The organism is Arthrobacter antioxidans (assembly GCF_023100725.1).
Taxonomy (GTDB): Bacteria; Actinomycetota; Actinomycetes; order Actinomycetales; family Micrococcaceae; genus Arthrobacter_D; species Arthrobacter_D antioxidans.
Window position 1 is genome coordinate 2,463,670 of the sequence record NZ_CP095501.1, and the last position, 22,675, is coordinate 2,486,344.

Annotated in this window: 19 protein-coding genes; 9 read left to right on the plus strand and 10 right to left on the minus strand. The window is 69.5% G+C overall.

Features of this window, described 5'->3' with window-relative positions:
• Positions 1-8 precede the first annotated feature (8 nt).
• From MWM45_RS11320 to MWM45_RS11330, 3 genes are all read right to left on the minus strand, one after another.
• On the minus strand, positions 9-434 hold the full coding sequence (locus MWM45_RS11320) for an HIT family protein (protein WP_247829214.1): 426 nt from the start codon (positions 432-434) through the stop codon (positions 9-11).
• A 183-nt stretch (positions 435-617) separates the two neighbouring features.
• Positions 618-1,445, minus strand: a complete 828-nt coding sequence (locus tag MWM45_RS11325) for a sulfurtransferase (protein ID WP_247826530.1) — start codon at positions 1,443-1,445, stop codon at positions 618-620.
• Between the two features lie 142 nt (positions 1,446-1,587).
• Positions 1,588-2,247, minus strand: a complete 660-nt coding sequence (locus tag MWM45_RS11330) for an MBL fold metallo-hydrolase (RefSeq protein ID WP_247826531.1) — start codon at positions 2,245-2,247, stop codon at positions 1,588-1,590.
• Between the two features lie 77 nt (positions 2,248-2,324).
• Here MWM45_RS11330 and MWM45_RS11335 point away from each other — a divergent pair, with 77 nt between their 5' ends.
• The 3 genes from MWM45_RS11335 to MWM45_RS11345 all read left to right on the plus strand — a co-directional run bounded on the left by MWM45_RS11335 (position 2,325) and on the right by MWM45_RS11345 (position 4,072).
• The gene (locus MWM45_RS11335; RefSeq protein WP_247826532.1) at positions 2,325-2,804 is read left to right on the plus strand and encodes a Fur family transcriptional regulator; all 480 of its coding nucleotides are present in this window, start codon (positions 2,325-2,327) and stop codon (positions 2,802-2,804) included.
• An 88-nt stretch (positions 2,805-2,892) separates the two neighbouring features.
• Positions 2,893-3,456, plus strand: coding sequence for a MarR family winged helix-turn-helix transcriptional regulator (locus tag MWM45_RS11340; protein WP_247826533.1), 564 nt, complete (start codon positions 2,893-2,895; stop codon positions 3,454-3,456).
• Positions 3,457-3,532: 76 nt separating this feature from the next.
• Positions 3,533-4,072, plus strand: coding sequence for a MarR family winged helix-turn-helix transcriptional regulator (locus MWM45_RS11345; protein ID WP_247826534.1), 540 nt, complete (start codon positions 3,533-3,535; stop codon positions 4,070-4,072).
• A 75-nt stretch (positions 4,073-4,147) separates the two neighbouring features.
• Here the strand turns inward: MWM45_RS11345 and MWM45_RS11350 are convergent, their stop codons facing one another.
• From MWM45_RS11350 to guaB1, 7 genes are all read right to left on the minus strand, one after another.
• The gene (locus tag MWM45_RS11350) at positions 4,148-5,050 is read right to left on the minus strand and encodes a metal ABC transporter permease (protein ID WP_247826535.1); all 903 of its coding nucleotides are present in this window, start codon (positions 5,048-5,050) and stop codon (positions 4,148-4,150) included.
• Positions 5,051-5,053: 3 nt separating this feature from the next.
• Complete coding sequence (locus MWM45_RS11355; protein ID WP_247826536.1) at positions 5,054-5,893, minus strand: metal ABC transporter ATP-binding protein; 840 nt, start codon at positions 5,891-5,893, stop codon at positions 5,054-5,056.
• A gap of 59 nt (positions 5,894-5,952) precedes the next feature.
• Positions 5,953-6,996 carry a metal ABC transporter solute-binding protein, Zn/Mn family gene (locus MWM45_RS11360; RefSeq protein ID WP_247826537.1) on the minus strand — a complete coding sequence of 348 codons (1,044 nt, stop codon included), beginning with the start codon at positions 6,994-6,996 and terminating at the stop codon, positions 5,953-5,955.
• A gap of 94 nt (positions 6,997-7,090) precedes the next feature.
• Positions 7,091-8,179 carry a hemolysin family protein gene (locus tag MWM45_RS11365; protein ID WP_247826538.1) on the minus strand — a complete coding sequence of 363 codons (1,089 nt, stop codon included), beginning with the start codon at positions 8,177-8,179 and terminating at the stop codon, positions 7,091-7,093.
• A complete protein-coding gene (locus tag MWM45_RS11370; RefSeq protein WP_247826539.1) occupies positions 8,176-9,600 on the minus strand; it encodes a hemolysin family protein in 1,425 nt (474 codons plus the stop codon). The genes MWM45_RS11365 and MWM45_RS11370 overlap by 4 nt, the downstream gene beginning before the upstream one ends.
• A gap of 2 nt (positions 9,601-9,602) precedes the next feature.
• The gene (locus MWM45_RS11375) at positions 9,603-9,803 is read right to left on the minus strand and encodes a hypothetical protein (RefSeq protein WP_247826540.1); all 201 of its coding nucleotides are present in this window, start codon (positions 9,801-9,803) and stop codon (positions 9,603-9,605) included.
• A gap of 123 nt (positions 9,804-9,926) precedes the next feature.
• Positions 9,927-11,378 (minus strand): GMP reductase, encoded by a 1,452-nt coding sequence (gene guaB1 / locus MWM45_RS11380; protein ID WP_247826541.1) that lies wholly within the window; start codon positions 11,376-11,378, stop codon positions 9,927-9,929.
• Positions 11,379-11,544: 166 nt separating this feature from the next.
• On the opposite strand from guaB1, the gene MWM45_RS11385 reads away from it, so the two are divergent.
• The 6 genes from MWM45_RS11385 (at position 11,545) to MWM45_RS11410 (ending at position 22,595) form a co-directional block, all read left to right on the plus strand.
• A complete protein-coding gene (locus tag MWM45_RS11385) occupies positions 11,545-15,402 on the plus strand; it encodes a multifunctional oxoglutarate decarboxylase/oxoglutarate dehydrogenase thiamine pyrophosphate-binding subunit/dihydrolipoyllysine-residue succinyltransferase subunit (protein ID WP_247826542.1) in 3,858 nt (1,285 codons plus the stop codon).
• A gap of 120 nt (positions 15,403-15,522) precedes the next feature.
• Positions 15,523-16,122 (plus strand): GDSL-type esterase/lipase family protein, encoded by a 600-nt coding sequence (locus MWM45_RS11390; protein ID WP_247826543.1) that lies wholly within the window; start codon positions 15,523-15,525, stop codon positions 16,120-16,122.
• A gap of 228 nt (positions 16,123-16,350) precedes the next feature.
• Positions 16,351-18,135, plus strand: a complete 1,785-nt coding sequence (locus tag MWM45_RS11395) for an ABC transporter family substrate-binding protein (protein WP_247826544.1) — start codon at positions 16,351-16,353, stop codon at positions 18,133-18,135.
• 102 nt (positions 18,136-18,237) lie between these two features.
• The gene (locus MWM45_RS11400; protein ID WP_247826545.1) at positions 18,238-19,770 is read left to right on the plus strand and encodes an ABC transporter permease; all 1,533 of its coding nucleotides are present in this window, start codon (positions 18,238-18,240) and stop codon (positions 19,768-19,770) included.
• Between the two features lie 9 nt (positions 19,771-19,779).
• Positions 19,780-20,814, plus strand: a complete 1,035-nt coding sequence (locus MWM45_RS11405; RefSeq protein ID WP_247826546.1) for an ABC transporter permease — start codon at positions 19,780-19,782, stop codon at positions 20,812-20,814.
• Positions 20,814-22,595 (plus strand): ABC transporter ATP-binding protein, encoded by a 1,782-nt coding sequence (locus tag MWM45_RS11410; RefSeq protein WP_247826547.1) that lies wholly within the window; start codon positions 20,814-20,816, stop codon positions 22,593-22,595. The genes MWM45_RS11405 and MWM45_RS11410 overlap by 1 nt, the downstream gene beginning before the upstream one ends.
• The last annotated feature ends 80 nt before the right edge of the window (positions 22,596-22,675 follow it).

Genomic DNA, 22,675 nt, shown 5'->3' on the forward strand with positions numbered 1-22,675 from the left:
CGGCCCCTTCAGGCGGGCACGGAGGCGGAATGCCCGGCGTCACGCAGCGCGCTCCGCAGTGCCTCGGCACTCCGGTCCATTGCGGCCGGGTCCGGCGCGTGGTCCACGCGCTTGACGTCGAAATCCTCGGGTGACTGTGTCGGCCAGACATGCACGTGCAGGTGGGGCACCTCGTAGCCCTCGAGCAGGACGCCCACGCGCTGTGCACCGAACGCCGCCTCCTGCGCCCTGCCGATGGTCTGGGCGACGGCCATCACCCGGGTCAGGGTCCCCGGATCGGCCTCGAGCCAGTGCGGGATCTCCCTCCGTGGCACCACGAGCGTGTGCCCGGGGGTGATGGGGGCGATGGTGAGGAACGCGACGACGTCGTCGTCCTGCCACACGAAGCGTCCGGGGATCTCGCCGTTGATGATCTTGGTGAAGAGCGTGGTCATCGGTCCTCCTGGGGTTGCTGCCGGCGGGACACCGCCGCGCGCCCGGCCGGCAGGCAGCGGGATGCCGCCGCGCAGGGGCGGCGGTGCGGGTCGTCCTGGGGTCATGCCCCGACGCTACCGCGCCTCCGTGCGGCGGGGCCACCACGGACCCCGCCGCGGGGTCGTCCCGCACCCCCTGCGCCCTCAGGCACCCGTCGCGACGGGCAGTCCCTCCGTCGTCGACCACTGGGACCACGAGCCCGGGAACAGCGCCGCGTCGATGCCGGCGATGTCCAGGGCCGCGATCTCGTGGGCCGCGGTGATGCCCGAGCCGCAGTAGACGGCGGTGCGCCCCCGGCCCGCACCCAGGGCGCGGAAGCGGCGGCGGAGCTCCTCCGCGGACCGGAAGCGGCCGTCCTCGCCGAGGTTGTCGGCCGTCGGGGCGCTGACGGCTCCGGGGATGTGGCCGGCCCGGGGATCGATCGGCTCGTGCTCGCCGCGAAAGCGTTCGCCGGCGCGGGCGTCGAGGATCACGTCGACCTGCGCCGGATCGAGCAGGTCGGGGATCGAGACGACGGGCATGTGGCCCGAGGTGAGGTGGACGCTGCCGACGCAGTGCCGCTCCTCCCCGCCCTCGACGTCGTACCCTGCCGCGCGCCAGGCCCTCAGGCCACCGTCCAGGAGGGCGACCGACGCGAATCCGGCGTCGCGCAGGAGCCACCAGAGGCGTGCCGCCGCGAGGTTCCCCGAGTCGTCGTAGGCGACCACGGTGTCGCCGTCGCTGAGCCCCCACTGGCGCGCGGCCTCCTGGAGGACCTCCGGCTCGGGCAGCGGATGGCGCCCGAGCCCGGGACCGCCGGGGCCGCACAGCTGCGTCTCCAGGTCCACGTACACGGCGCCGGGGATGTGGGCTTCGCGGTAGTGCCCGTGGCCGTGGGGGTCACCCAGGGACCAGCGCACATCCAGCAGGATGGTCTGCCGGCCGGAGGTCATCCGGTCCCGCAGTTCCTGCACATCCATCAGAGTCTTCATCGAGATCTCCTGTCGGAACGTACGACCGGACCGCGGGCTCACCGCGGCCGGTCCTGATGCAGGCCAGTCCACCACACCGGGGGACGTCCACCAAGGAACCCGCCCGGCGAGCGGGCGGGATCGGGCAGCGCCGGGCAGGGGCTCAGACGTCGGCGCTCTCGCGGACAGCGAGGTGCCGGAAGGACGTACCGTACCGTGCACCGAGGCGCGTGACGTGGCCCTCCACGATCCCGAGCCCGGCCTCGTTGAGGAGGGCGTCATGGATCTGGAACGCGCGGGGTGCGCGGACCGACGCCACGAAGTCCACCACCTCGGCCAGCTTCGACCACGGCGCGTGCACCGGCACCAGGAGCGTCCCGACGGCGATCCCGTCCGGCACGATCAGGGAGTCGCCCGGGTGGTAGAGGGATTCCTCGACGAGGAAGCCCACGTTGGCGATCACGGGGATCAGGGGGTGGATCAGCGCGTGCTGTCCGCCGAAGGTCCTCACCCGGAACCCGCCGGCCATGAACTCCTCGCCGCCCGCCACGGCGTGGACGCGCTCCCCCGCAGCATCACCCAGGCCCTCGACGACGGCGTGCGCCACGGCGCGTGGCGCCCACAGCGCCATCGTGGGATTCGCGGCGAGCACGGCGACCACGCGGTCGACGGCGATGTGGTCGGGGTGCTCATGGGTGATGAGGACGGCGGCAGCACCTTCGAGCGCCTCCTCGACCTCCGAGAAGGTCCCGGGATCGATCGCGAGCACGGATCCCTCCTGCTCGAGCCGCACGCATGAATGGGAGTACTTGGTCAGCAGCATCGCCTCAGACTACCGCCGCCCGCGCTGATAATCTTGACTCTGATCCCGGGCACTCGAGCCCGCAGGAAAGGTAGGACATGACGCCTGAGGCGACCTCCGAGGCAGGAACGGGGACGGGGACGACTGTGCCGCCTGCGCCGCCTGTCCGCCGGGGATCCGAGCAGCGGGTCACGCGGCAGCGGCGTGCGGTGAGTGCTGCCCTCGACGCCCTGGACGACTTCGTGAGCACGCAGGAGCTGCACCGCGTGCTCCACGAGCGCGGCGAATCGGTCTCGCTCGCCACGGCCTACCGCATCCTCCAGTCGATGGCCGACGACGGCCTCGTGGATGTGCTGCGGAACGGTGACAACGAGGCGGTCTACCGGCGCTGCGCCGTCGAGCACCACCACCACCACCTGCTCTGCAGGAACTGCGGACGCGCCGTGGAGATCGAGGCGCCGGCCGTCGAGCAGTGGGCCGCGCGGATCGCGGCGGAGCACGGGTTCTCCGACGCCGCCCACACCGTCGAGATCCACGGCCTGTGCCCGGACTGCACGGCGGCGGGGGCCCGGCCCTGAGGTGCTGCACGATCGATCCCTCGCCGGGATCCGTGCCACCACACCCCGGGGCGCAGGGGGTGTCGGTGCCGTCGATTAGGCTGATCCGGTGACGTCCCCTGACAGGCCCGCAGCCACCGAGCCGACGCCGGGCCCCGCCCGTTCCGATGCCGCGTCCCATCCTGCCCCCGCGCAGGACGCGGATCCCGTCCAGGACCTCGTGGACGCCGTCCGCCGCTACCGCGATGCCGAGAGTTCCATGCGCGGCCAGAGCAGGGACTCCATGCACCTCGGCCGGACGGACATGACAGCCCTGCGCGTCATGCTGCGTGCGGGCCAGGCCGGGACCCCGCTCAGTGCCGCGGCTCTCTCCCGCGAACTCGGGATCTCCTCGGCCGCCACCACGGTGCTGGTCGACCGGCTCGAGCAGAGCGGCCACGCCGAACGACGCCGGAGCACCACGGACGGGCGGGCGATCGAGGTCTGGCCGACGGCCACGACCGAGCACGAGGTGCGGTCGACCATGGGCACGATGCACGAGCGGATGCTGCAGATCGCCTCCGCTCTCCCGCCCGGGGACTGCGCCACCATCCAGCGCTTCCTCGGCGCCCTCGGGCGGGCGATGACGGAGCTGGATTTCCCCACCGCCGGGACGGCCGACCGTTCCGCCTGATCGGAGGACGATCCGCGCGTCCGCGACAGACCATGTATCTAGGGAGATTGACTACTAGATGGTCTAGGATAAAGCCATGAAAGCTTCGGACGCGGGACAGGGAGCGGGCTACTGGTATCCCCCGACCACCGAGGGCGCCACCCATCACGCCGCGACCGGCATCGACGTCCTCAACGCCCTCAGGGCCTACCGCACCGTGGAGAGCGGCCTCCGCCGGGCGCTCAGCCAGCGGCTCAGCATCAACGACACCGATCTCGGAGCCCTGCGCTACCTTCTCGGCGTCTGGCAGAAGGACGAGGGGGCCAGCCCCAAGGAACTCGCGCTCGCCCTCGGGATCTCGAGTGCGTCGACCACCCTCGTCATCGACCGGCTCGAGAAGGCCGGCTTCATCCGCCGCCGCCGGCACCCCGTCGACCGCCGCGCGGTGATCCTGGAACCCGGGGACAGGGCCACCGACGAGTTCCGGTCCGCCTTCGACATCGAGAAGCGCGGTGTCCTCGCCGCCGCCGACGGCCTCACGGCCGAGGAGACCGAGACGGTCACCCGCTTCCTGCGGAGCATGGAGCAGGCGATCGCCGACGCCGTCCGGCAGCCGGACCACACCATCGGTTCCTAGCCCCTGCCGGCTCCGCGCCCTCCTGCTTCAGGGCTCGTCGGCTGCCGGGCCCTTCCCCCTCCGGCCGTTCCGCCCTCAGGCGTGGACGCCCGCTGTCCGTGGCGATCCGACCCCGTCCCCCGGCTGGCGCGACCTCCGCGCCGAGCGGCGGGACCCGATGAGTCGGCACACGAGGTAGATGGCGAACGAGATCGTCGTGACGTACGGGCTGATCGGGATGCGCCCGCCCAGCGCGAGCAGGATTCCTCCCACCACGGAGGTGCACGCGAACGCCACGCTGAGCAGCACGACGACGCCGGGCGCCGACGAGATCTTCAGGGCGGCGGCCGCCGGCGTGATCAGCAGGGCGAGGACCAGCAGGGCCCCGACCACCTGGATGGACAGTGCCACGGAGATCCCCAGCAGCACCATGAAGAGGATGGAGAGGCCCCGCACCGGCACCCCGCGGGCCTCCGCGAGATCCGGATCCGCGCTCGCGAAGGTGAGCGGGCGCCAGATGGCGGCCAGGGCGAGCATGACGACGACCGCACACCCCACGAGCAGGTTCAGCTGCACGTCGTCGACCGAGACGATCTGCCCGGTCAGGAGGCCGAACTTGTTGGCGGCGCGCCCTTCGTAGAGGGCGAGGAACAGGATGCCGAGGCCGAGGCCGAAGGGCATGACGACGCCGATGATGGAGTTGCGGTCCCGGGCGCGGATGCCCATGAGCCCGAGGACGAGCGCGGCGAGGACGGAGCCGACGAGGGAGCCGGCCACCACGTTGGCCCCGACGAGCAGCGCGAAGGCGGCCCCCGCGAAGGAGAGCTCGGCGATGCCGTGCACCGCGAAGGCGAGGTCGCGCATCATGACGAAGGTCCCGATCAGCCCGCCGAGGAGTCCCAGCACCGCGCCGGCGATGAGCGAGTTCCGGACCAGCGGCAGCAGCTGGGCGTAGTTGTCGAACGTGAAGATGGCGTCGAAGATGTCCTGGAAGTCCATGGCCTAGGCGCTCTCGTGGTGGTGGGTCGTGGCGTCGGGCAGGCCGACGACCACGATCCTCCCGTTGCTGTGCAGCACCTCGACGGGGCTGTCGTACAGATCGGAGAGCACCTCGCTGGTCATGACCTCGGCGGGGCTGCCCACCCGGAACTTCCCGTCCGCGAGGTACAGCACGCGGTCCACGTAGTCGATCACGGGGTTGATCTCGTGGGTCACGAAGACCACGGCGCTGTTCTTCTCGTGGCACTGCCGGTTGATGAGCGAGCTCACCGCCTGCTGATGGTTGAGGTCCAGGGAGAGCAGGGGCTCGTCGCACAGGAGGACGGCCGGGTCCGTGGCGAGGGCCTGCGCGGCCCGCAGGCGCTGCTGCTCGCCTCCCGAGAGGAGGCCGACGGGCGCGTCCGCATAGGATTCGGCACCGACGTCGTGCAGGAGCCGGTCCACGTGCTCGCGGTACCCGCGGCCCCTGAGGCGCAGCCCCCAGCGGTGGCCGTCCACTCCCAGCCCCACGAGGTCGCGTCCCCGCAGCGGCGTCTCCGGGGGAAAGGACTTCTGCTGCGGGATGTAGCCGAGCGCCCTGCTGCCCCGCGTGACGGGACCGCCGTCGACGGTCGCGGTGCCGGAGTCGAGCGCCTGCAGCCCGAGGAGGACCTTCAGGAAGCTCGTCTTGCCCGAGCCGTTGGGTCCCAGGACGGCGAAGAATTCGCCGGGCATGATGTCGAGGTCGAGCCCGTCCCACAGGGTGCGGCTGCCGAAGGACAGTGCGGCGTCCCGCAGGCTGATCGCCGGCCGGGCGTCGGCCACCCCGGAGGGGGACGCCGACCGGGGAACTGTCGAGGTCATGCGGAGCGGCTTCCAGTCTGTCGTGGTTCAGGGGTGGTGCAGGAGCGTGCCGGGGTACCTCAGGATCCGAGGGCGGCTTCGATGCTGTCGGTGTTGCCTGCCATCCACGATACGTAGTCCTCGCCGTCGGGCAGGGTCTCGGTGAAGTCGACGATCGGCAGGCCCGCCTCCTCGGCGGCGGACCGGACGGCTTCCGTCTGCGCTCCCTCGGTCTGGCCATTGTAGGCAAGGAAGGCGAGGCTGCCACCCGAGACGAGGGTCTTCATCTCCTCGAGCGCCGCCACGGGGACGTCCGACTCCTCCTCGATCGCCTCGATGAACCCTTCCGGAGTGAGGTCCTCGAGACCGGCAGCCTCCAGCAGGTACGCAGGGACGGGCTCGGTCACCGCGACCTCGACGTCATTGCCCCCGTTCTCCGATGCCAGTGCGGCGAGCCGGTCCTGGACGGGCTGCAGATCCTCGACGAAGGCGTCGGCACGCTGGCGGTAGGCCTCGGCGTTGGGCTCGTCGAGCCGGGCCAGCTCGTCCGCGATGGCGCCCGCGAGCGTCGCCATCGCGGGAAGGTCGTACCAGACGTGCTCGTTGAGGGACCCGTGGCCGTGCTCCTCCTCGCCCGCGTGCTCCTCCTCGCCCGCGTGCTCCTCCTCGCCCGCGTGCTCCTCCTCGCCCGCGTGCTCCTCCTCGCCGGCATGCTCGTCCCCCGCGCCGTCGGGCTCCTCGAGGCCGGACAGCTCGACGGCGTTGAGTACCGTTTCGACGCCGGTCTCGTCCGCGAGGCGCCCGAGGAACGCGTCGTACCCACCGCCGTTCTCGATGACGAGGTCCGCCTCCGAGACGGACAGCTTGTCCTGCACCGTCGGCTCGTACGAGTGCGGGTCCTGGCTCAGGCTGTTGACGATCGGGGTGACCTCGACGTCGTCGCCGCCCACGGCGGCCGCGATGTCCCCGTACACGTTGGTGGCGGTGACGACCGTGATCACCGCGTCGCCGGAGGTGCCCGCCTGCCCGTCCGCGGCATCGGACCCGCCGTTGCCGCAGGCGGCCAGACCGAGGGCCGAGACGGCCATCAGGGCGGGAAGGGCGAGACGGCGGGAGACAGGCATCAGGGGACCTCGATCAGACTAATGAGAATTGTTCGGGTTAGCGCTTCGAGCATAGCCCAAACGCGAACCGTTCGCATTTCTCCGACACCGAGGATCAGGCGACCGGTGCGTCGGGACCGCCGATACCCTCCCCCGACCTGCGCGCACCCTGGTTCTGGGTGGCGTCGCGGATCTCGCCGATGAGCTGTTCGATCACGTCCTCGAGGAAGAGGACACCGCGCGTGGAGCCGTCGGGTCCCAGGACGCGCGCCAGGTGCGAGCCCGTCCGCTGCATCACCGTCAGGGCGTCCTCGATCTCGTCGTGCAGGGACAGGTTGGCCAGCGTACGGACCTTGTTCTCCGTGATGGGCCGGCGGTACATGGCCTGCGGCATCGACATGATGTCCTTCAGGTGCATGTAGCCGGTGAGGTTGTCGTGCTCGTCCACCATGACGAACCGGGAGAACCCGGTCCGGCCGACAGCGCGCTCGAAGTCCTCCGGCGTGGCATCCGTCCGGACGGTGACGAGCCCACTGAGCGGCACCATCGTGGTCTCTGCCGTCTGCCCGGAGAATTCCAGGGCACCGGTGATGAGCCCGGACTCGTCGTCGACGAGCCCGCTCTTCGTCGACTCCTCGACGATCGACTGCACCTCCTCCAGCGTGTAGGTCGAGGACACCTCGTCCTTCGGCTCCACCCTGAGGGCGCGGAGGATGTGGTTCGCCGCCCAGTTGAGGGACGAGATCACCGGGTTGACGACCCGGGCGATCATCACCAGCGGCGGGGCCAGGAGGAGCGCGGCCTTGTCCGCGACGGAGACCGAGATGTTCTTCGGCACCATCTCGCCGAAGGTCACGTGCAGGAAGGTGACCAGGAGCAGGGCGATCGCGAAGGCCAGGCCGCCGGCGAGGCCCTCGGGGATGCCGACGGCTTCCAGCGGCACCACGAGCAGGTGGTGGATCGCGGGCTCCGCGACCTGCAGGATCAGCAGCGAGCAGACCGTGATGCCCAGCTGCGCGCACGCGAGCATGAGGGAGACGTGCTCCATGGCCCAGATCGTGGTCTTCGCACGCTTCGACCCCGTTTCCGCCAGGGGCTCGATCTGGCTGCGGCGCGCCGACATGATGGCGAATTCCGCGCCGACGAAGAAGGCGTTGCCGGCCAGCAGGACGACGAGCCAGACGATTCCTGCCCAGTCGCTCATCGGTGGTCCTTCCGGTAGGCCGTGCTGCCGGCGAAGACGGGCCCGGTGGTCTCCCCGGCACCCGAGGAGCCCTGGGGTACCGGCTGGTGCTCGGGCACCACGGCGCTTGCGTCGTCGTGTTCGGGGGTGGGCGCCGGACGGAACTGGAGGCGGTCGATGCGCCGTCCGTCCATGCGCTCCACGGTCAGCGTGCCCGCGGGGACCTCGACCGCGTCCCCGGGCGCCGCGACCCGCCCGAGCTCGGCCATGATGAACCCGGCGACCGTCTCGTAGCCGGCCTCGTCCGGCACCACGAGGCCGGGGATCTGCAGGGTGACCTCGTCGGGGCGCATGAGGCCGGGGAAGAACCAGTCCCCCGCGGCGCTCTGCAGCACACCCAGTTTCAGCTTGTCGTGCTCGTCCGCGACCTCGCCGACGATCTCCTCGACCAGGTCCTCGAGCGTGGCGACACCGGCGGTGCCCCCGTATTCGTCGAGCACCACGGCCAGCTGGAGGTTCGCCTCACGCAGTTCACTGAGGAGGGAGTCGAGGTGCACCGTCTCGGGGACGCGGAGGACGTCGGTCATGATGGTGCCGGCGGGCAGGTCCGCGCGCTTGTGGCGCGGGACCGCGACGGCCTTCTTGACGTGGACCACGCCCCGGATGTCGTCCGCGGAGTCGCCGATCAGCGGGAACCGCGAATAGCCGGTGCGGCGCGCGGCCTCGACGACGTCGGCCACGGACTGGTCCGAGTCGATGACCTCCATCCGGATGCGCGGGGTCATGACATCGGCCGCCGTCCGCTCGGAGAAGCTGAAGGTACGCGCCAGGAAGTTGGCCGTGCCCTGGTCGAGCGTTCCCATCTCGGCGGAACGACGCACCAGCGAGGAGAGCTCCGACGGCGTCCGCGCGCCGGAGATCTCCTCCTTCGCCTCGAGGCCGAAGATGTTGAGGACGCGGTTGGAGAACCCGTTCAGGACGAGGATGGCCGGCTTGAAGACGGCCGTGAACATCAGCTGGGGGCGGGCCAGGGCCCGGCCCACCCTGAAGGGGAGCGCGATGGAGAGGTTCTTGGGGACCAGTTCGCCGATGAGCATCGACAGCAGGGTCGCGAGGACCATGGCGAGGATGAGCGAGGCGGAGGCGACCACGGCCTCCGAGAGGCCGAGCGCGGTGAGCGGCGTCTCGAGGAGCTTGCCCACGGAGGGCTCCATGACGTAGCCGGTCAGCAGCGTGGTGAGCGTGATGCCCAGCTGGCAGCTGGAGAGCTGGGTCGAGAGGGACTTCAGGCAACGCAGCAGGGGCGCGGCCTTCGTGTCCCCCTCGTCCACCGCCCGCTGGACGTACGTCTGGTCGAGGGCCACGAGGGCGAACTCGACGGCCACGAAGAAGCCCGTGCCCAGCACGAGGAGCAGGCCGGCAGCCAGGTAGATCCATTCCACCGCTACTTCCCCTCCTCGGTCAGGCCGGGGCGGGAGCGCAGCGGTCCGCGTTTAAGGGGGTCCGCGGGGTCCGACGGGGCGGGTAGCGCGCCGCCCTGGTCGGACTCGGCGTCGACGGCCCGGCCGGTGTCGGCCCCGGGCAGCGGATGGGCAAGAGGAGAGGGTGCGCCGGCGTCGAGCCGGCCCCTGGAAGGACTGTCCATAAGACCACCAGTTTACGGGTCGCGCCCCTGGCAGGCCGACGGAATCCGCGCGGCGCTCCCTGATTCTTCGCTCACAGCGCAACGGCGGCCCGGGCGCCGTGCGGTCGGCGCCCGGGCCTGCCCCTACCAGCTCTGCGGGAGCGGGCGCCCCTCCTCGTAGCCGGCGGCGGACTGCACGCCGACCACCGCGCGGTCACGGAACTCGCCCAGCGTCGTCGCCCCTGCGTAGGTCATCGAACTGCGGACGCCGGCGGTGATCAGGTCGAGGAGGTCCTCGACGCCGGGCCGCGCCGGGTCGAGATACATCTTCGAGGTGGAGATGCCCTCCTCGAACAGTCCCTTGCGGGCGCGTGCGAAGACGTCGTCGCTCCGGGTCCGGTTCTGCACGGCGCGGGCGGAGGCCATGCCGAAGCTCTCCTTGTACCGGCGTCCGGCGCTGTCGGTCTGCAGGTCGCCGGGGCTCTCGTACGTCCCGGCGAACCAGGAGCCGATCATGACCTGGCTCGCGCCGGCCGCGAGGGCGAGGGCCACGTCGCGCGGGTAGCGCACACCGCCGTCGGCCCACACGTGGGCGCCGAGCTCGGCCGCCGCCTGGGCGCACTCGTGGACGGCGGAGAACTGCGGGCGTCCGACCGCCGTCATCATGCGGGTGGTGCACATGGCGCCTGGGCCTACGCCCACCTTGATGATCGAGGCCCCCGCGGACACGAGGTCGCGCACGCCCTCGGCACTGACGACGTTCCCCGCGACGATCGGCACCTTCGGGTCCAGGCCGCGCACCACGGCGAGCGCGTCGAGCATCTTCCGCTGGTGGCCGTGGGCGGTGTCGACCACGAGGACGTCCACGCCGGCGTCGAGCAGTGCCGCGGCCTTCGCCTCGACGTCGCCGTTGATGCCGACGGCGGCCGCCACGCTCAGCCTGCCCGCGGCGTCGAGCGCGGGATCGTAGATGGTGGAGCGGAGCGCCCCGGTGCGGGTGATGACGCCCTGGAGCACGCCGTCGCGCACCACGGGGGCCAGGGAGACGCGGGATCCGTCGAGGTCCTCGAAGGCCTTCTGCAGCGCCGCCGCGGGATCGGCGTCGAACATCGACGCCTCGAAGGCGGCGGGTGCCGGGCGCATCACCGATTCCAGCGAGGCGAAGCGGTCCACCTCCTCGCAGTCGTCCGCGTCGACCACGCCGACGCAGACGCCGGCGTCGTCCGTGACGAGGACCGCCCCGTGCGCCCGCTTGTGCATGAGGTGCAGCGCGTCCACCACGGTGTTGCCGGGCCGGAGCTGCAGCGGCGTCTCGAAGACGGGGTGGCGCTCCTTGACCCACGAGGTGACCTCGGAGATGACCTCCACGGGGACGTCCTGCGGCAGCACACCGATGCCGCCGCGCCGCGCGATGGTTTCGACCATGCGCCGCCCGGTCACCGCCGTCATGTTGGCCACGACGAGCGGGATCGTGGTGCCCGTGCCGTCGTCCGAGGAAAGATCGACGTCGAAGCGGGAGATGACCTCGGACGTGGAGGGCACGAGGAACACGTCCGAATAGGTGAGGTCGGTGGTGGGCGGGTTGATGAAGCGCATGGTTCTCCTTGATAGACAGCCGCAGAAAGTATAGTGGTCCCGGCCCGGCTGATTGGATTGTTCGTTACTACTGTCACTACACTTGGACAGGGTCCGGGCACGGCTTCGCGCCGATCTTGCCGACCGCACCGCGCTCAGGGCAATTTACGGAAGAGGCGTATACCAAGTGCCAGAACAGACCAGCCACCGCCTACCTGAAGAATTCGGCGGAAACGAGTGGCTTGTTGACGAGCTCTACGAGCAGTTCCAGCGGGACCGTCACTCGGTGGACCGCAAGTGGTGGGAGCTCTTCGACTCGTTCGACGCCGACGGCGCGCCGTCGGGAAACAGCAGCCGTGCCGCGGACGCCCCTGCCGACAAGGCGACGTCGCCCGCTGTCGCCACGCCGGCCGCTCCCGCACCGGCCAGCCCGCCGTCCGCCGCACCCTCGGCAGCCAGGCCCTCCACGAGGGAACTGCCGGTCGTGAAGGCGGAGACCGCGGCGCCGAAGGCCTCGGGCGAATCGCCCGCGAGCACCCAGCAGAGCGGCAAGCCCCCCGTCGCCAACGAGCCGGCGAAGAAGCCGGAATCCTCGCGCGAGGACAAGCCCGCCACGAAGCCCATCCCCGCGCAGCTCCCCGCCTCGGACCGCACCCCCGAGATGGACGAGAACAAGGTCAGCGTGCTGCGCGGCCCGGCGAAGGCGATCTCCACCAACATGGAGGCCAGCCTCAGCGTCCCCACGGCGACGAGCGTCCGGGCCATCCCCGCGAAGCTGCTCATCGACAACCGTGTGGTCATCAACAACAACCTCGCCCGTGCCCGCGGCGGCAAGGTGTCCTTCACCCACCTGATCGGGTACGCGATCATCCGCGCGCTCGCCCAGTTCCCCTCCCAGAACGTCTACTACGACGTCGTCGACGGCAAGCCGTCCGCGGTGCAGCCCGCGCACGTGAACTTCGGCCTGGCCATCGACATGCCGAAGCCGGACGGCACGCGCTCCCTCGTGGTGCCGAACATCAAGAAGGCCGAGACCATGAACTTCTCGGAGTTCTGGCACGCCTACGAGGACCTCGTGAAGAAGGCCCGGGCCGGCAAGCTCGGCGCCGACGACTACGCCGGCACCACGGTGTCCCTGACCAATCCGGGCGGCATCGGCACGGTGCACTCCGTGCCACGCCTGTCCAAGGGCCAGGCGTGCATCATCGGCGCGGGCGCCCTCGAGTACCCCGCGGAGTTCCAGGGCTCGAGCGAGAAGACCCTCGCGAAGCACGCCATCAGCAAGACGATCACGCTGACCTCGACCTACGATCACCGCGTGATCCAGGGCGCCGGCAGCGGCGAGTTCCTGCGCATCATCCACCAGCTGCTGCTGGGTGAGCAGAACTTCTACGACGACATCTTCGAGTCGCTGCGCATCCCCTACGAGCCCGTGCGCTGGAGCGCGGACATCCAGGTCGATCCGATGGACCAGATCAACAAGGTCGCCCGGATCCAGCAGCTCATCCACGCGTACCGGGTGCGCGGACACCTCATGGCGGACACCAACCCGCTCGAGTACGTCCAGCGCAAGCACGCCGACCTCGACATCCGCACCCACGGACTGACCCTGTGGGACCTCGATCGCGAATGGCCCACGGGCGGTTTCGGCGGCCAGCCGACGCTCAAGTTCCGCGACATGCTCGGCGTGCTCCGCGACGCCTACTGCCGCACCACGGGCATCGAGTACATGCACCTGCAGGACCCCGAGGAGCGCCAGTGGTTCCAGGACGAGCTGGAGCACCCGTACTCCAAGCCGAGCCGTGAGGAGCAGCTGCGCATCCTGCACAAGCTGAACTCCGCCGAGGCGTTCGAGACGTTCCTGCAGACGAAGTTCGTCGGCCAGAAGCGCTTCTCCCTCGAGGGCGGCGAATCCCTGATCCCGCTGCTCGATGCCGTGATCTCCGGTGCGGCCGACGACGGCCTCGACGAGGTCGCGATCGGCATGGCGCACCGCGGCCGGCTGAACGTCCTCACCAACATCGCCGGCAAGACCTACGCGCAGATCTTCCGCGAGTTCGAGGGCACGCAGGATCCGCGCTCGGTGCAGGGCTCGGGCGACGTCAAGTACCACCTCGGCACCGAGGGGACGTTCACCTCCGACGCCGGCAACGAGACCAAGGTCTACCTCGCCGCGAACCCGTCCCACCTCGAGGCGGTGGACCCCGTGCTGGAAGGCATCGTCCGCGCCAAGCAGGACCTGCTGGACCAGGGCGAGACCTTCCCCGTCCTGCCGATCCTCATCCACGGCGACGCGGCCTTCGCGGGCCAGGGCGTCGTGGCGGAGACGCTCAACCTCTCGCAGCTGCGCGGCTACCGCACCGGCGGCACCATCCACGTCATCGTGAACAACCAGGTGGGCTTCACCACGAGCCCGACGTCGTCGCGCTCGTCCGTGTACTCGACCGATGTCGCGAAGATGGTCCAGGCGCCCGTCTTCCATGTCAACGGCGACGACCCCGAGGCCGTGGTCCGCGTGGCCCAGATGGCGTACCAGTTCCGCCAGCGGTTCAACAAGGACGTCGTCATCGACATGGTCTGCTACCGCCGTCGCGGCCACAACGAGGGCGACGACCCCTCGATGACGCAGCCCATGATGTACAACCTGATCGAGGCCAAGCGCTCCGTCCGGAAGCTGTACACCGAGGCGCTGATCGGCCGCGGTGACATCACGCAGGAGGAGGCCGAGCAGGCACTGCGCGACTACCAGGAGCGCCTCGAGCGCGTCTTCGCCGAGACCCACGCCGCCCAGACCTCGCCGATCCCCGTGATCGCCAAGGACCCGCAGGCGGTCTCGGACCTCGAGCGGCCCTACGCCCAGCAGTCCGACAGCGGCGATGCCGCCGCGCCGCAGACCGCGATCAGCAAGGACGTCCTGGCCCACATCGGAGCGGCGCACACCGCGATCCCGGACGGCTTCACCGTCCACCCGAAGCTGAAGGCACTGCTCGACAAGCGCGAGCAGATGTCGCGTGAAGGCGGGATCGACTGGGGCTTCGGCGAGATCGCGGCCTTCGGGTCCCTCCTCATGGAAGGCATCCCCGTCAGGCTCGCAGGCCAGGACTCGCGTCGCGGCACCTTCGTGCAGCGGCACGCCGTCTTCCACGACCGCGCCACCGGGCACGAGTGGCTGCCGCTCGACGACCTCAGCGAGGACCAGTCCAAGTTCTGGATCTACGACTCCCTGCTGAGCGAATACGCGGCCATGGGCTTCGAGTACGGCTACTCCGTGGAACGCCCCGACGCCCTCGTCATCTGGGAGGCGCAGTTCGGTGACTTCGTCAACGGCGCGCAGACCATCATCGACGAGTTCATCAGCTCCGCGGAGCAGAAGTGGGGACAGCGGTCCTCCCTCGTCCTCATGCTGCCCCACGGCTACGAAGGCCAGGGTCCCGACCACTCGTCCGCGCGCATCGAACGGTTCCTGCAGATGTGCGCCGAGGAGAACATGGTCGTCGCCAACCCGAGCAACGCCGCCTCCCACTTCCATCTGCTGCGCCGGCACGCGTACACGCGTCCGAGGAAGCCGCTGATCATCTTCACCCCCAAGCAGCTCCTGCGCCTCAAGGCCGCGGCGAGCTCGGTGGAGGACTTCACCCAGGGCACCTTCCAGCCCGTCATCCCCGACACGCTCGAGACGCCGGGGAACGACGTCGAGCGGGTCATCCTCGTCTCCGGGCGGCTCTACTACGACCTGCTGGCTTCACGCCAGAAGCTCGACGACGGCAAGACGGCCATCGTGCGCGTGGAGCAGCTGTACCCGCTGCCGGTGGAGGAGATCCGGGCCGCCCTCGCCACCTACCCGGGCGCGGAGATCGTCTGGGCGCAGGACGAGCCGGCCAACCAGGGGCCGTGGCCCTTCATCGGGCTCAACCTCCCCCAGGAGCTCGACCGGCCCCTCCGGCTCGCGTCGCGTCCCGCGTCCGCCTCCACGGCGACGGGTTCGGCGAAGAACCACGCGAAGGAGCAGGAGCTCCTAATCAAGCTGGCGTTCGGCCGGCAATAGTAAGCCATCAGTATGATGTTGGGTGGGGCTCAGGCCCCACCCGATGTCTTTAAGGGCCTGTCAGCGGCATGCGCCGACTTCAGGCAGCCCCGCACCTCCGACGAGCACACCGAGGAACCAGTGGAACAACGCAGAATCCGGCTAGCAGCAGTGGGCGACGAACTCCTCGCAGGGCTCGGTGATCCGAGGGCTCTCGGCTGGCTCGGTCGCGTGATGGCCCGGACCAGGCCCGACAACGTGTCCGTCGAGGCGTACAGCCTCGCCGCTCCCGGTGAGGGGACCGAAGCCCTGGCGAACCGCTGGCTGCAGGAGGCGGGGCGCCGCTTCGCCGACGGCTACGACAACCGCCTCGTGATCGGTTTGTCCGACCGCGACCTGGACCTGGAGCTGTCCACCGCGAGGAGCCGACTCAACCTCGCGAACATCCTCGACGGCGCTTCGCAGTCGAGCGTCAAGGCACTCGTCGTCGGGCCTCCGCCCGGACTCGACCCAGAACGCAACCGCCGCCTCGCCGACCTCTCCGCTGCCTTCGGGGACGTCACCACGCGCCGCAAGCACGTCTTCGTCGACACCTTCACCCCGCTGCTCGCCCACGAGCAGTGGCGCCACGACCTCGCGGCCAACGGCGGGACGCCGGGCCAGGCCGGCTACGGCCTCATGGCCTGGCTGGTGCTGCACCGCGGCTGGTTCCAATGGCTGGAAGTGCCCGCGCCAGAGTAAGGCACACGAGACCAGGAAGGCCCCGGGACACGCTGTTCCCGGGGCCTTTTCCGTTATTCAGGAGCCTTATGTTTCACCGGGGTAACAAATGGGTTATCAGTGACTTACTGAGTGTCCGAAGGCAACGATCCTTCGCTATGCTGACCGAGTGTGATTGCCGTCACGACCGCAATCCACCTCGTGGGACATTGCTGCGTCCCTCGCGCCCAGCACAGTAAGGACTATCGAATGCGTAATAAGCGCACATTGACGCTCGCCGCACTGTCCATCGGGGCGCTCACACTGAGCGCCTGTGGATCGGCGGGCGGGACCACCGCGGCTCCGGCCTCGGACAGTGCCGAGGAGAACCTGGCGACGACGATCAACATCGCGATCAGCCAGGCCCCGACCGGCTACAACGGCAACACCGCCGCCACGAACTCCGTCTACAACGGCTACATCAGCAACCTGACCACGAGTGGCTTCGCAGCCTTCACGGCGGCCGGAGAGCTGGAGGCCAACCCGGAATTCGGCAGCTACGAGAAGATCAGCGACGACCCGCTGACGATCAAATACACCATCAATGACGATGCTGTCTGGTCCGACGGCGTGCCGATCGACTACGACGACGTCCTGCTCACCTGGGCCGCCATGTCGGGCACGCACCCGAGCGGCGAGAAGGATGCCGAGACGGGCGCCGAGTCGGATCTCTTCCTGGCCTCCTCCACCAACGGGTTCGCACAGACGGAGATGATCGAGGGCGAGCCCGGCGACAAGGAATTCGAGCTCGTCTTCTCGGAGCCGTATGCCGACTGGGAAGCACTCCTCACCGGCGACCTCATCATGCCCGCGCACATCGCCGCGGAGCAGGGCGGGCTGTCTCCCGAGGGTGACGGCACCGAGCTCGTCGAGGCCATCAAGGCGACCGACATCGCGGCGCTCACGCCCGTCGCCGAGTTCTGGAACAGCGGCTGGGACTACGAAGTGGATCTCCCGACCCTGCCGGACACCGCGCTGCTCCCCTCGTCCGGCCCGTACAAGCTGGACAATGCCACCAACGGCACCCTGACGCTCGTGAAGAACGACCAGTACTGGGGCGACGAGCGGGCCGGCAAGACCGACACCATCGTCTTCAAGACCATCGTCGACGAGGAGGCCGTCCAGGCGCTCCAGAACGGCGACGTGGACGTCATCGACCCCTCCAGCCCCACCGTCGACACCAAGGCCGCCCTCGAGCAGATCGGCGAGACCGTCGCGGTCGACACCGGGACGTCGCTGACCTTCTCGCACCTGGATCTCGACCAGCGCCCCGGCGCCGTCTTCGAGGACGTCAAGGTCCGCCAGGCCTTCAATGCCTGCACGCCCCGCGCGGACATGGTCGACAAGTTCGTGACCCCGATCGATCCCGAGGGGACGGTCATGAACCTGCGCGAGTACCAGCCCGGACAGCCCGATTACGACACGGTCCTCGACGGCGCTCCCGCCGCACAGGGTGACGGTGCCGCGGACATCGAGGGTGCCAAGGCCCTGCTCGCCGAAGCCGGCAAGACCGAGCCCGTCAAGGTGTCCCTGATGTACGCGTCCACGAGCCAGCTCCGCGCCGACATGGTGGCACTCATCAAGGACTCCTGCGACAAGGCAGGGTTCGAGATCATCCCGCAGCCCGAGGCCGAGTGGAGCGCCAAGCTCTCACAGCCCGGCGCCTGGGATGCCGTGCTGTTCGCCTGGGCCGGATCCGGCCTCGTCGCCTCCGGCGAGTCCATCTACGTCTCCGGTGGCGAGCAGAACTTCGGCGGCTACGCCGATGAGGAAGTCGACCGCCTCTGGAGCGAGATCGCGACCACGACGGAGGCCGACGAGGTCCCCGCGCTGAAGACCGAACTCGAGCAGCGCCTCGCGGAGACGCAGTACAACGTGGTGCTCTACGCGAACGCCGACATCATCGGGTACTCCTCGAAGCTCGACGGCGTCGAGATGAACCCGACGCAGACCGGCATCACCTGGAATGCCTACAGCTGGACGAAGCAGAACTGATTGCAGCCTTCCGCTGACGCATGAGGACGGGCAGGCCCGCGGGCCTGCCCGTCCTTGTGCCCGGCACCGCGACAGCCTGCACCGTTTCCAAGGAGCCCCCACGTGTTCTACTTCATCGCCAAGCGAACGATCATCTCGTTCTTCATCATGCTCGCAGCGACCACGCTGATGTATTTCCTCACCATCTCGTCGGGCGACCCCTTCGAAGACCTCGGTGAAGCCAGCGGTCCGGAGAAGGAGGCGACCATCGCCGCCCGCACGGCCGCCATGAACCTCGACGTGCCGCCCATCCCCCGCTACTTCCTCTGGCTGAAGGAGGTGGGTCACTGCATCGTCCCCGGCGGCGTGAGCTGCACCCTCGGCCTGGACCGCTCCGGTGCCGCGGTCCTCCCCCAGCTCGAGAACGCGATGGGCTCGACGCTGCGCCTCGTCGTCGTGGCCACGGTCCTCGCCCTCGTGCTCGGCGTGATCGTCGGGATCGTGACGGCGATCCGCCAGTACAGCGTCTTCGACTACTCCGTCACCTTCATCTCCTTCCTGCTGTTCTCCCTGCCCCTGTTCTGGCTCTCCACCCTGCTCAAGCAGTACCTGGCGATCGACCTCAACACGTGGCTGGCAAATCCGCAGTTCTCCTATCTCGCGATCGCCCTGATAGGCGTGATCGCCGGCGTCATCTGGGCGGTCGTCGTCGGTGGCGACCGCAGGCGCCGGCTCACCGTCTTCGGCGTCGCTGCCACGGCCACCGCCGTCGCGCTCTACCTCCTCCTCGTCACCGGCTGGTTCGTCAACCCGGGCCTCGGTGTCGTCGGCATGCTGGTTTCCGCCGCGGGCATCGCGGTCCTCTGGACGGCCCTCCTCGCGGGCTTCCGCCGTCGGCGCGTCCTGAACGCCGCCCTCGCGGCCGCCGGTGTCAGCTTCCTCGGCTACGTCGTCTCACTCTTCGTCTTCGACGAGCCGAACTGGCTCGTCGTGGTGGGCCTCGTGGTCGTCACGGCGGTGCTCGCCTACGTCGTCGCCGGCGTGGTCGGCGGCCCGTTCCGCGCCCAGGCCGCGAAGATCGGGGCCGTCATCGCCGTGTCGGTGGGCCTGCTGATCGTGCTGGACCGCCTCCTCCAGGCCTACCCGACCCTGTCGGCCAAGGCGGGCGGACGGCCCATCCCCACTACCGGCTCGCAGTCGGCCAACCTGGCGGGCACGTTCTGGGAGATCAACCTCGACTACGCGCTGCACCTGATCCTGCCGACCATCGCGCTGACGCTCATCTCGTTCGCCACCTACACCCGGTACACGAGGGCCAGCCAGCTCGACGTCATGAACCAGGACTACATCCGCACCGCGCGGGCCAAGGGCCTCAGCGAGCGCACCGTCCTCGTCAAGCACGCGTTCCGCAACGCGATGATCCCGATCACCACGCTGATGGCGTTCGACTTCGCAGGCGTCCTCGGCGGCGCCGTCATCACGGAGCAGGTCTTCGGCTGGAACGGCATGGGCAAGATGTTCGTGGACGGCATCAACCACGTGGATCCCGGGCCCGTCATGGCCTTCTTCCTCGTCGTCGGTACCGCCGCGGTCCTCTTCAACATGCTCGCCGACATCGCCTACGCGTTCCTCGACCCGCGCATCACCCTGAGCTAGGACCCGATCATGAGCAATCACCAGAACCCGCGGGACGATTCCCGCCCGTCGGTCGAATTGTCCGAGATGACCCTGCAGAGCCAGGACACGGACATCGCCACGGCCATCCCCACCCGTGAGCAGACCGACCGCATCCGGACCACGGAGGCGAAGAGCCAGGGGCGCCTCATCCGGGAACGCTTCTTCCGGCACAAGGGCGCCCTCGCCGGCATCGCGCTGCTCGTGCTGATCTTCCTCCTCGCGTTCACCTCGATCGGCTTCGCGGGCATCCCCGGGTGGTGGAACAAGGACTACGACGTCCTCGCGGACCGGTTCAACGAGGGCAAGCCCACCCTGACGCTGTGGCCGTTCAGCCTGGGCGAGCACCCGTTCGGCCAGGACGTGCTGGGCCGCGACTACTTCGCCCTGACGATGCGCGGCATCCAGACCTCGCTGATCATCGCGTTCATCGTCGGCATCGTGGCCATGGTCATCGGCACCACGGTGGGCGCCGTCGCCGGCTACTTCCGCGGCTGGACCGAAGCCTTCCTCATGCGCATCACCGACGTCGTCATCACCATCCCCACCGTCGTCATCGCGGCCGCGGTCGCGGGCATCGTGGCCGAATACGGCATCATCCCCTTCGCCGTCTTCCTCGGCCTCGTGACCTGGACCGGCCTCGCGCGCCTGGTCCGCGGCGAGTTCCTGTCCCTGCGCGAGAAGGAGTTCGTGGAGTCCGCGAAGTCGGTCGGGGCGAGTTCGGCGCGCATCATCTTCCGCCACATCCTGCCCAACACGGTGGGCGTGATCATCGTCTCGACGACGCTCGCCATCTCCGGGGCCATCCTCCTCGAGACCGCCCTCAGCTACCTGGGCCTCGGCGTCACGGCGCCGGACACCTCCCTCGGCAAGGCCATCAACGACAACCGCTCCGCCCTCACGGTCCGGCCGTGGCTGTTCCTGTGGCCCGGCGCCTTCATCATCGGCATCGCCCTCGCCGTCAACTTCATCGGTGACGGCCTGCGCGACGCGTTCGATCCCAAGCAGACAAGGGTGAAGCAGTAATGAGTTCCAGTACCGTCACCATCTCGGACGAGCAAGCACCTCCCGTCAACGGGCCGATCCTCGCCGTCCAGGGCCTCGGCGTCGAGTTCAACGTGGACAACGAATGGGTCATGGCCGCCGAGGACGTCTCCTACGAGATCCATCCCGGCGAGATCCTCGCGATCGTCGGGGAATCCGGGTCCGGCAAGAGCATGTCCTCCATGGCCCTGCTCGGCCTCCTCCCCCGCAACGGGCGCTCGCACGGCAGCGCGAAGATGCTCGGCAAGGAGCTGATCGGGGCATCGCAGGGCACGCTCCGGCGCGTCCGCGGCAACGAGATCGCGATGATCTTCCAGGAGCCCATGACCGCGCTGAACCCGGTGCTGACCGTCGGCGAGCAGATCCGCGAAGCCGTCGAGCAGCACACCGAGCTCTCGCCCGCGCAGGCGAAGAAGCGCTCCATCGAGCTCCTCCGCATGGTGGAGATCCCGGAGCCGGAGCGCCGCTACGACAACTTCCCCCACCAGTTCTCGGGCGGCCAGCGGCAACGGGCCATGATCGCTATCGCGCTGGCCAACGACCCGATGCTGCTGATCGCCGACGAGCCGACGACGGCGCTCGACGTCACCGTGCAGGCCGAGGTCCTGGACCTGCTGCGCAAGCTCAACAAGCGCCTCAACAGTGCCGTACTCCTCATCACCCACGACATGGGGGTGGTCGCCGACCTCGCGGACCGCGTCGTCGTCATGGAGCGCGGGCGGATCGTGGAGGCAGCGCCCACCGCGCAGCTGTTCGCGGCCCCGGCCGAGGCCTACACCCAGCAGCTCCTCGGGTCCGTACCCCACCTGGGCTCGAAGGTCGGCGGCGTCCTCACGGATGTCGAGGTGGTCGACGGGCACCTGAACATCCACGAGGAGTACGCCGCGGCGGCCCTGCGCACGCGGGAGTCCCACACCGCGTCCGGCGTCGTCCCGGCCCTCGAACTCACGGACGTCGACATCGAGTATCCGGGGCGCTTCCGCCAGCCGGCCTTCAAGGCGGTCTCGGGTGTCTCCCTCACCATCAATCCCGGCGAGGTGATGGGCCTCGTCGGGGAGTCCGGCTCGGGCAAGTCCACGATCGCGCGCGCCGTCACCGGCCTGATCAGGACCTCCGGGGGCCGGGTCAGGATCGGCGGCACGGACATCACGGAGCTCAGCGCCCGGCAGCTCCTGCCCCTGCGCAAGCGCTTCGCGATCGTGTTCCAGGATCCCGCGGCCTCCCTCAACCCGCGCATGTCGATCGGCGAGAGCATCGGCGAGCCGCTGTTCCTGCACGAGAAGCTGAACCGGGCGGACCTGGACAAGCGGGTCGCGTCGCTGCTGGAGGACGTGCAGCTGCCGGTCGCCTTCCGCAACCGGTACCCGCACGAGCTCTCGGGCGGCCAGCGCCAGCGCGTCGGGATTGCCCGCGCGCTGTCGCTCCAGCCCGACCTCCTCGTCGCGGACGAGCCGACGTCGGCCCTGGACGTCTCCGTGCAGGCGAAGGTCCTCGACCTGCTGCAGGAGCTGCAGCGGGAGCGGGGCTTCGCGTGCCTCTTCGTCAGCCACGACCTCGCCGTCGTCGAGCTGCTCGCGAGCCACATCGCGGTGCTCAACAAGGGCGTGCTCGTGGAGCAGGGCAGCACGGAGCAGATCCTGAAGTACCCCCGCGATCCGTACACACGCAGGCTGCTCGCGGCGGCGCCCGTCCCGGACCCGACGGAGCAGTCGCTGCGGCGTCAGCAGCGCTCGGCGATCCTGGCGGCCGGCCTGTCCGAGTAGCAGCTCCTCGCGGAGCAGAACCCTGCACGACGACGAAGGACCCCTCCAAGCGGAGGGGTCCTTCGTCGTCCGGGGGTGGT

Bases quoted from the DNA above. Each gene is read 5' to 3' on its own strand.
- MWM45_RS11410 (WP_247826547.1), top strand. From the start codon at position 20,814: ATGAGTTCCAGTACCGTCACCATCTCGGACGAGCAAGCACCTCCCGTC.
- MWM45_RS11375 (WP_247826540.1), bottom strand. From the start codon at position 9,803: ATGGACAGTCCTTCCAGGGGCCGGCTCGACGCCGGCGCACCCTCTCCT.
- MWM45_RS11355 (WP_247826536.1), bottom strand. From the start codon at position 5,893: ATGACCTCGACAGTTCCCCGGTCGGCGTCCCCCTCCGGGGTGGCCGAC.
- MWM45_RS11395 (WP_247826544.1), top strand. From the start codon at position 16,351: ATGCGTAATAAGCGCACATTGACGCTCGCCGCACTGTCCATCGGGGCG.
- MWM45_RS11365 (WP_247826538.1), bottom strand. From the start codon at position 8,179: ATGAGCGACTGGGCAGGAATCGTCTGGCTCGTCGTCCTGCTGGCCGGC.
- MWM45_RS11320 (WP_247829214.1), bottom strand. From the start codon at position 434: ATGACCACGCTCTTCACCAAGATCATCAACGGCGAGATCCCCGGACGC.
- MWM45_RS11360 (WP_247826537.1), bottom strand. From the start codon at position 6,996: ATGCCTGTCTCCCGCCGTCTCGCCCTTCCCGCCCTGATGGCCGTCTCG.
- guaB1 (WP_247826541.1), bottom strand. From the start codon at position 11,378: ATGCGCTTCATCAACCCGCCCACCACCGACCTCACCTATTCGGACGTG.
- MWM45_RS11405 (WP_247826546.1), top strand. From the start codon at position 19,780: ATGAGCAATCACCAGAACCCGCGGGACGATTCCCGCCCGTCGGTCGAA.
- MWM45_RS11350 (WP_247826535.1), bottom strand. From the start codon at position 5,050: ATGGACTTCCAGGACATCTTCGACGCCATCTTCACGTTCGACAACTAC.
- MWM45_RS11335 (WP_247826532.1), top strand. From the start codon at position 2,325: ATGACGCCTGAGGCGACCTCCGAGGCAGGAACGGGGACGGGGACGACT.
- MWM45_RS11330 (WP_247826531.1), bottom strand. From the start codon at position 2,247: ATGCTGCTGACCAAGTACTCCCATTCATGCGTGCGGCTCGAGCAGGAG.
- MWM45_RS11325 (WP_247826530.1), bottom strand. From the start codon at position 1,445: ATGAAGACTCTGATGGATGTGCAGGAACTGCGGGACCGGATGACCTCC.
- MWM45_RS11345 (WP_247826534.1), top strand. From the start codon at position 3,533: ATGAAAGCTTCGGACGCGGGACAGGGAGCGGGCTACTGGTATCCCCCG.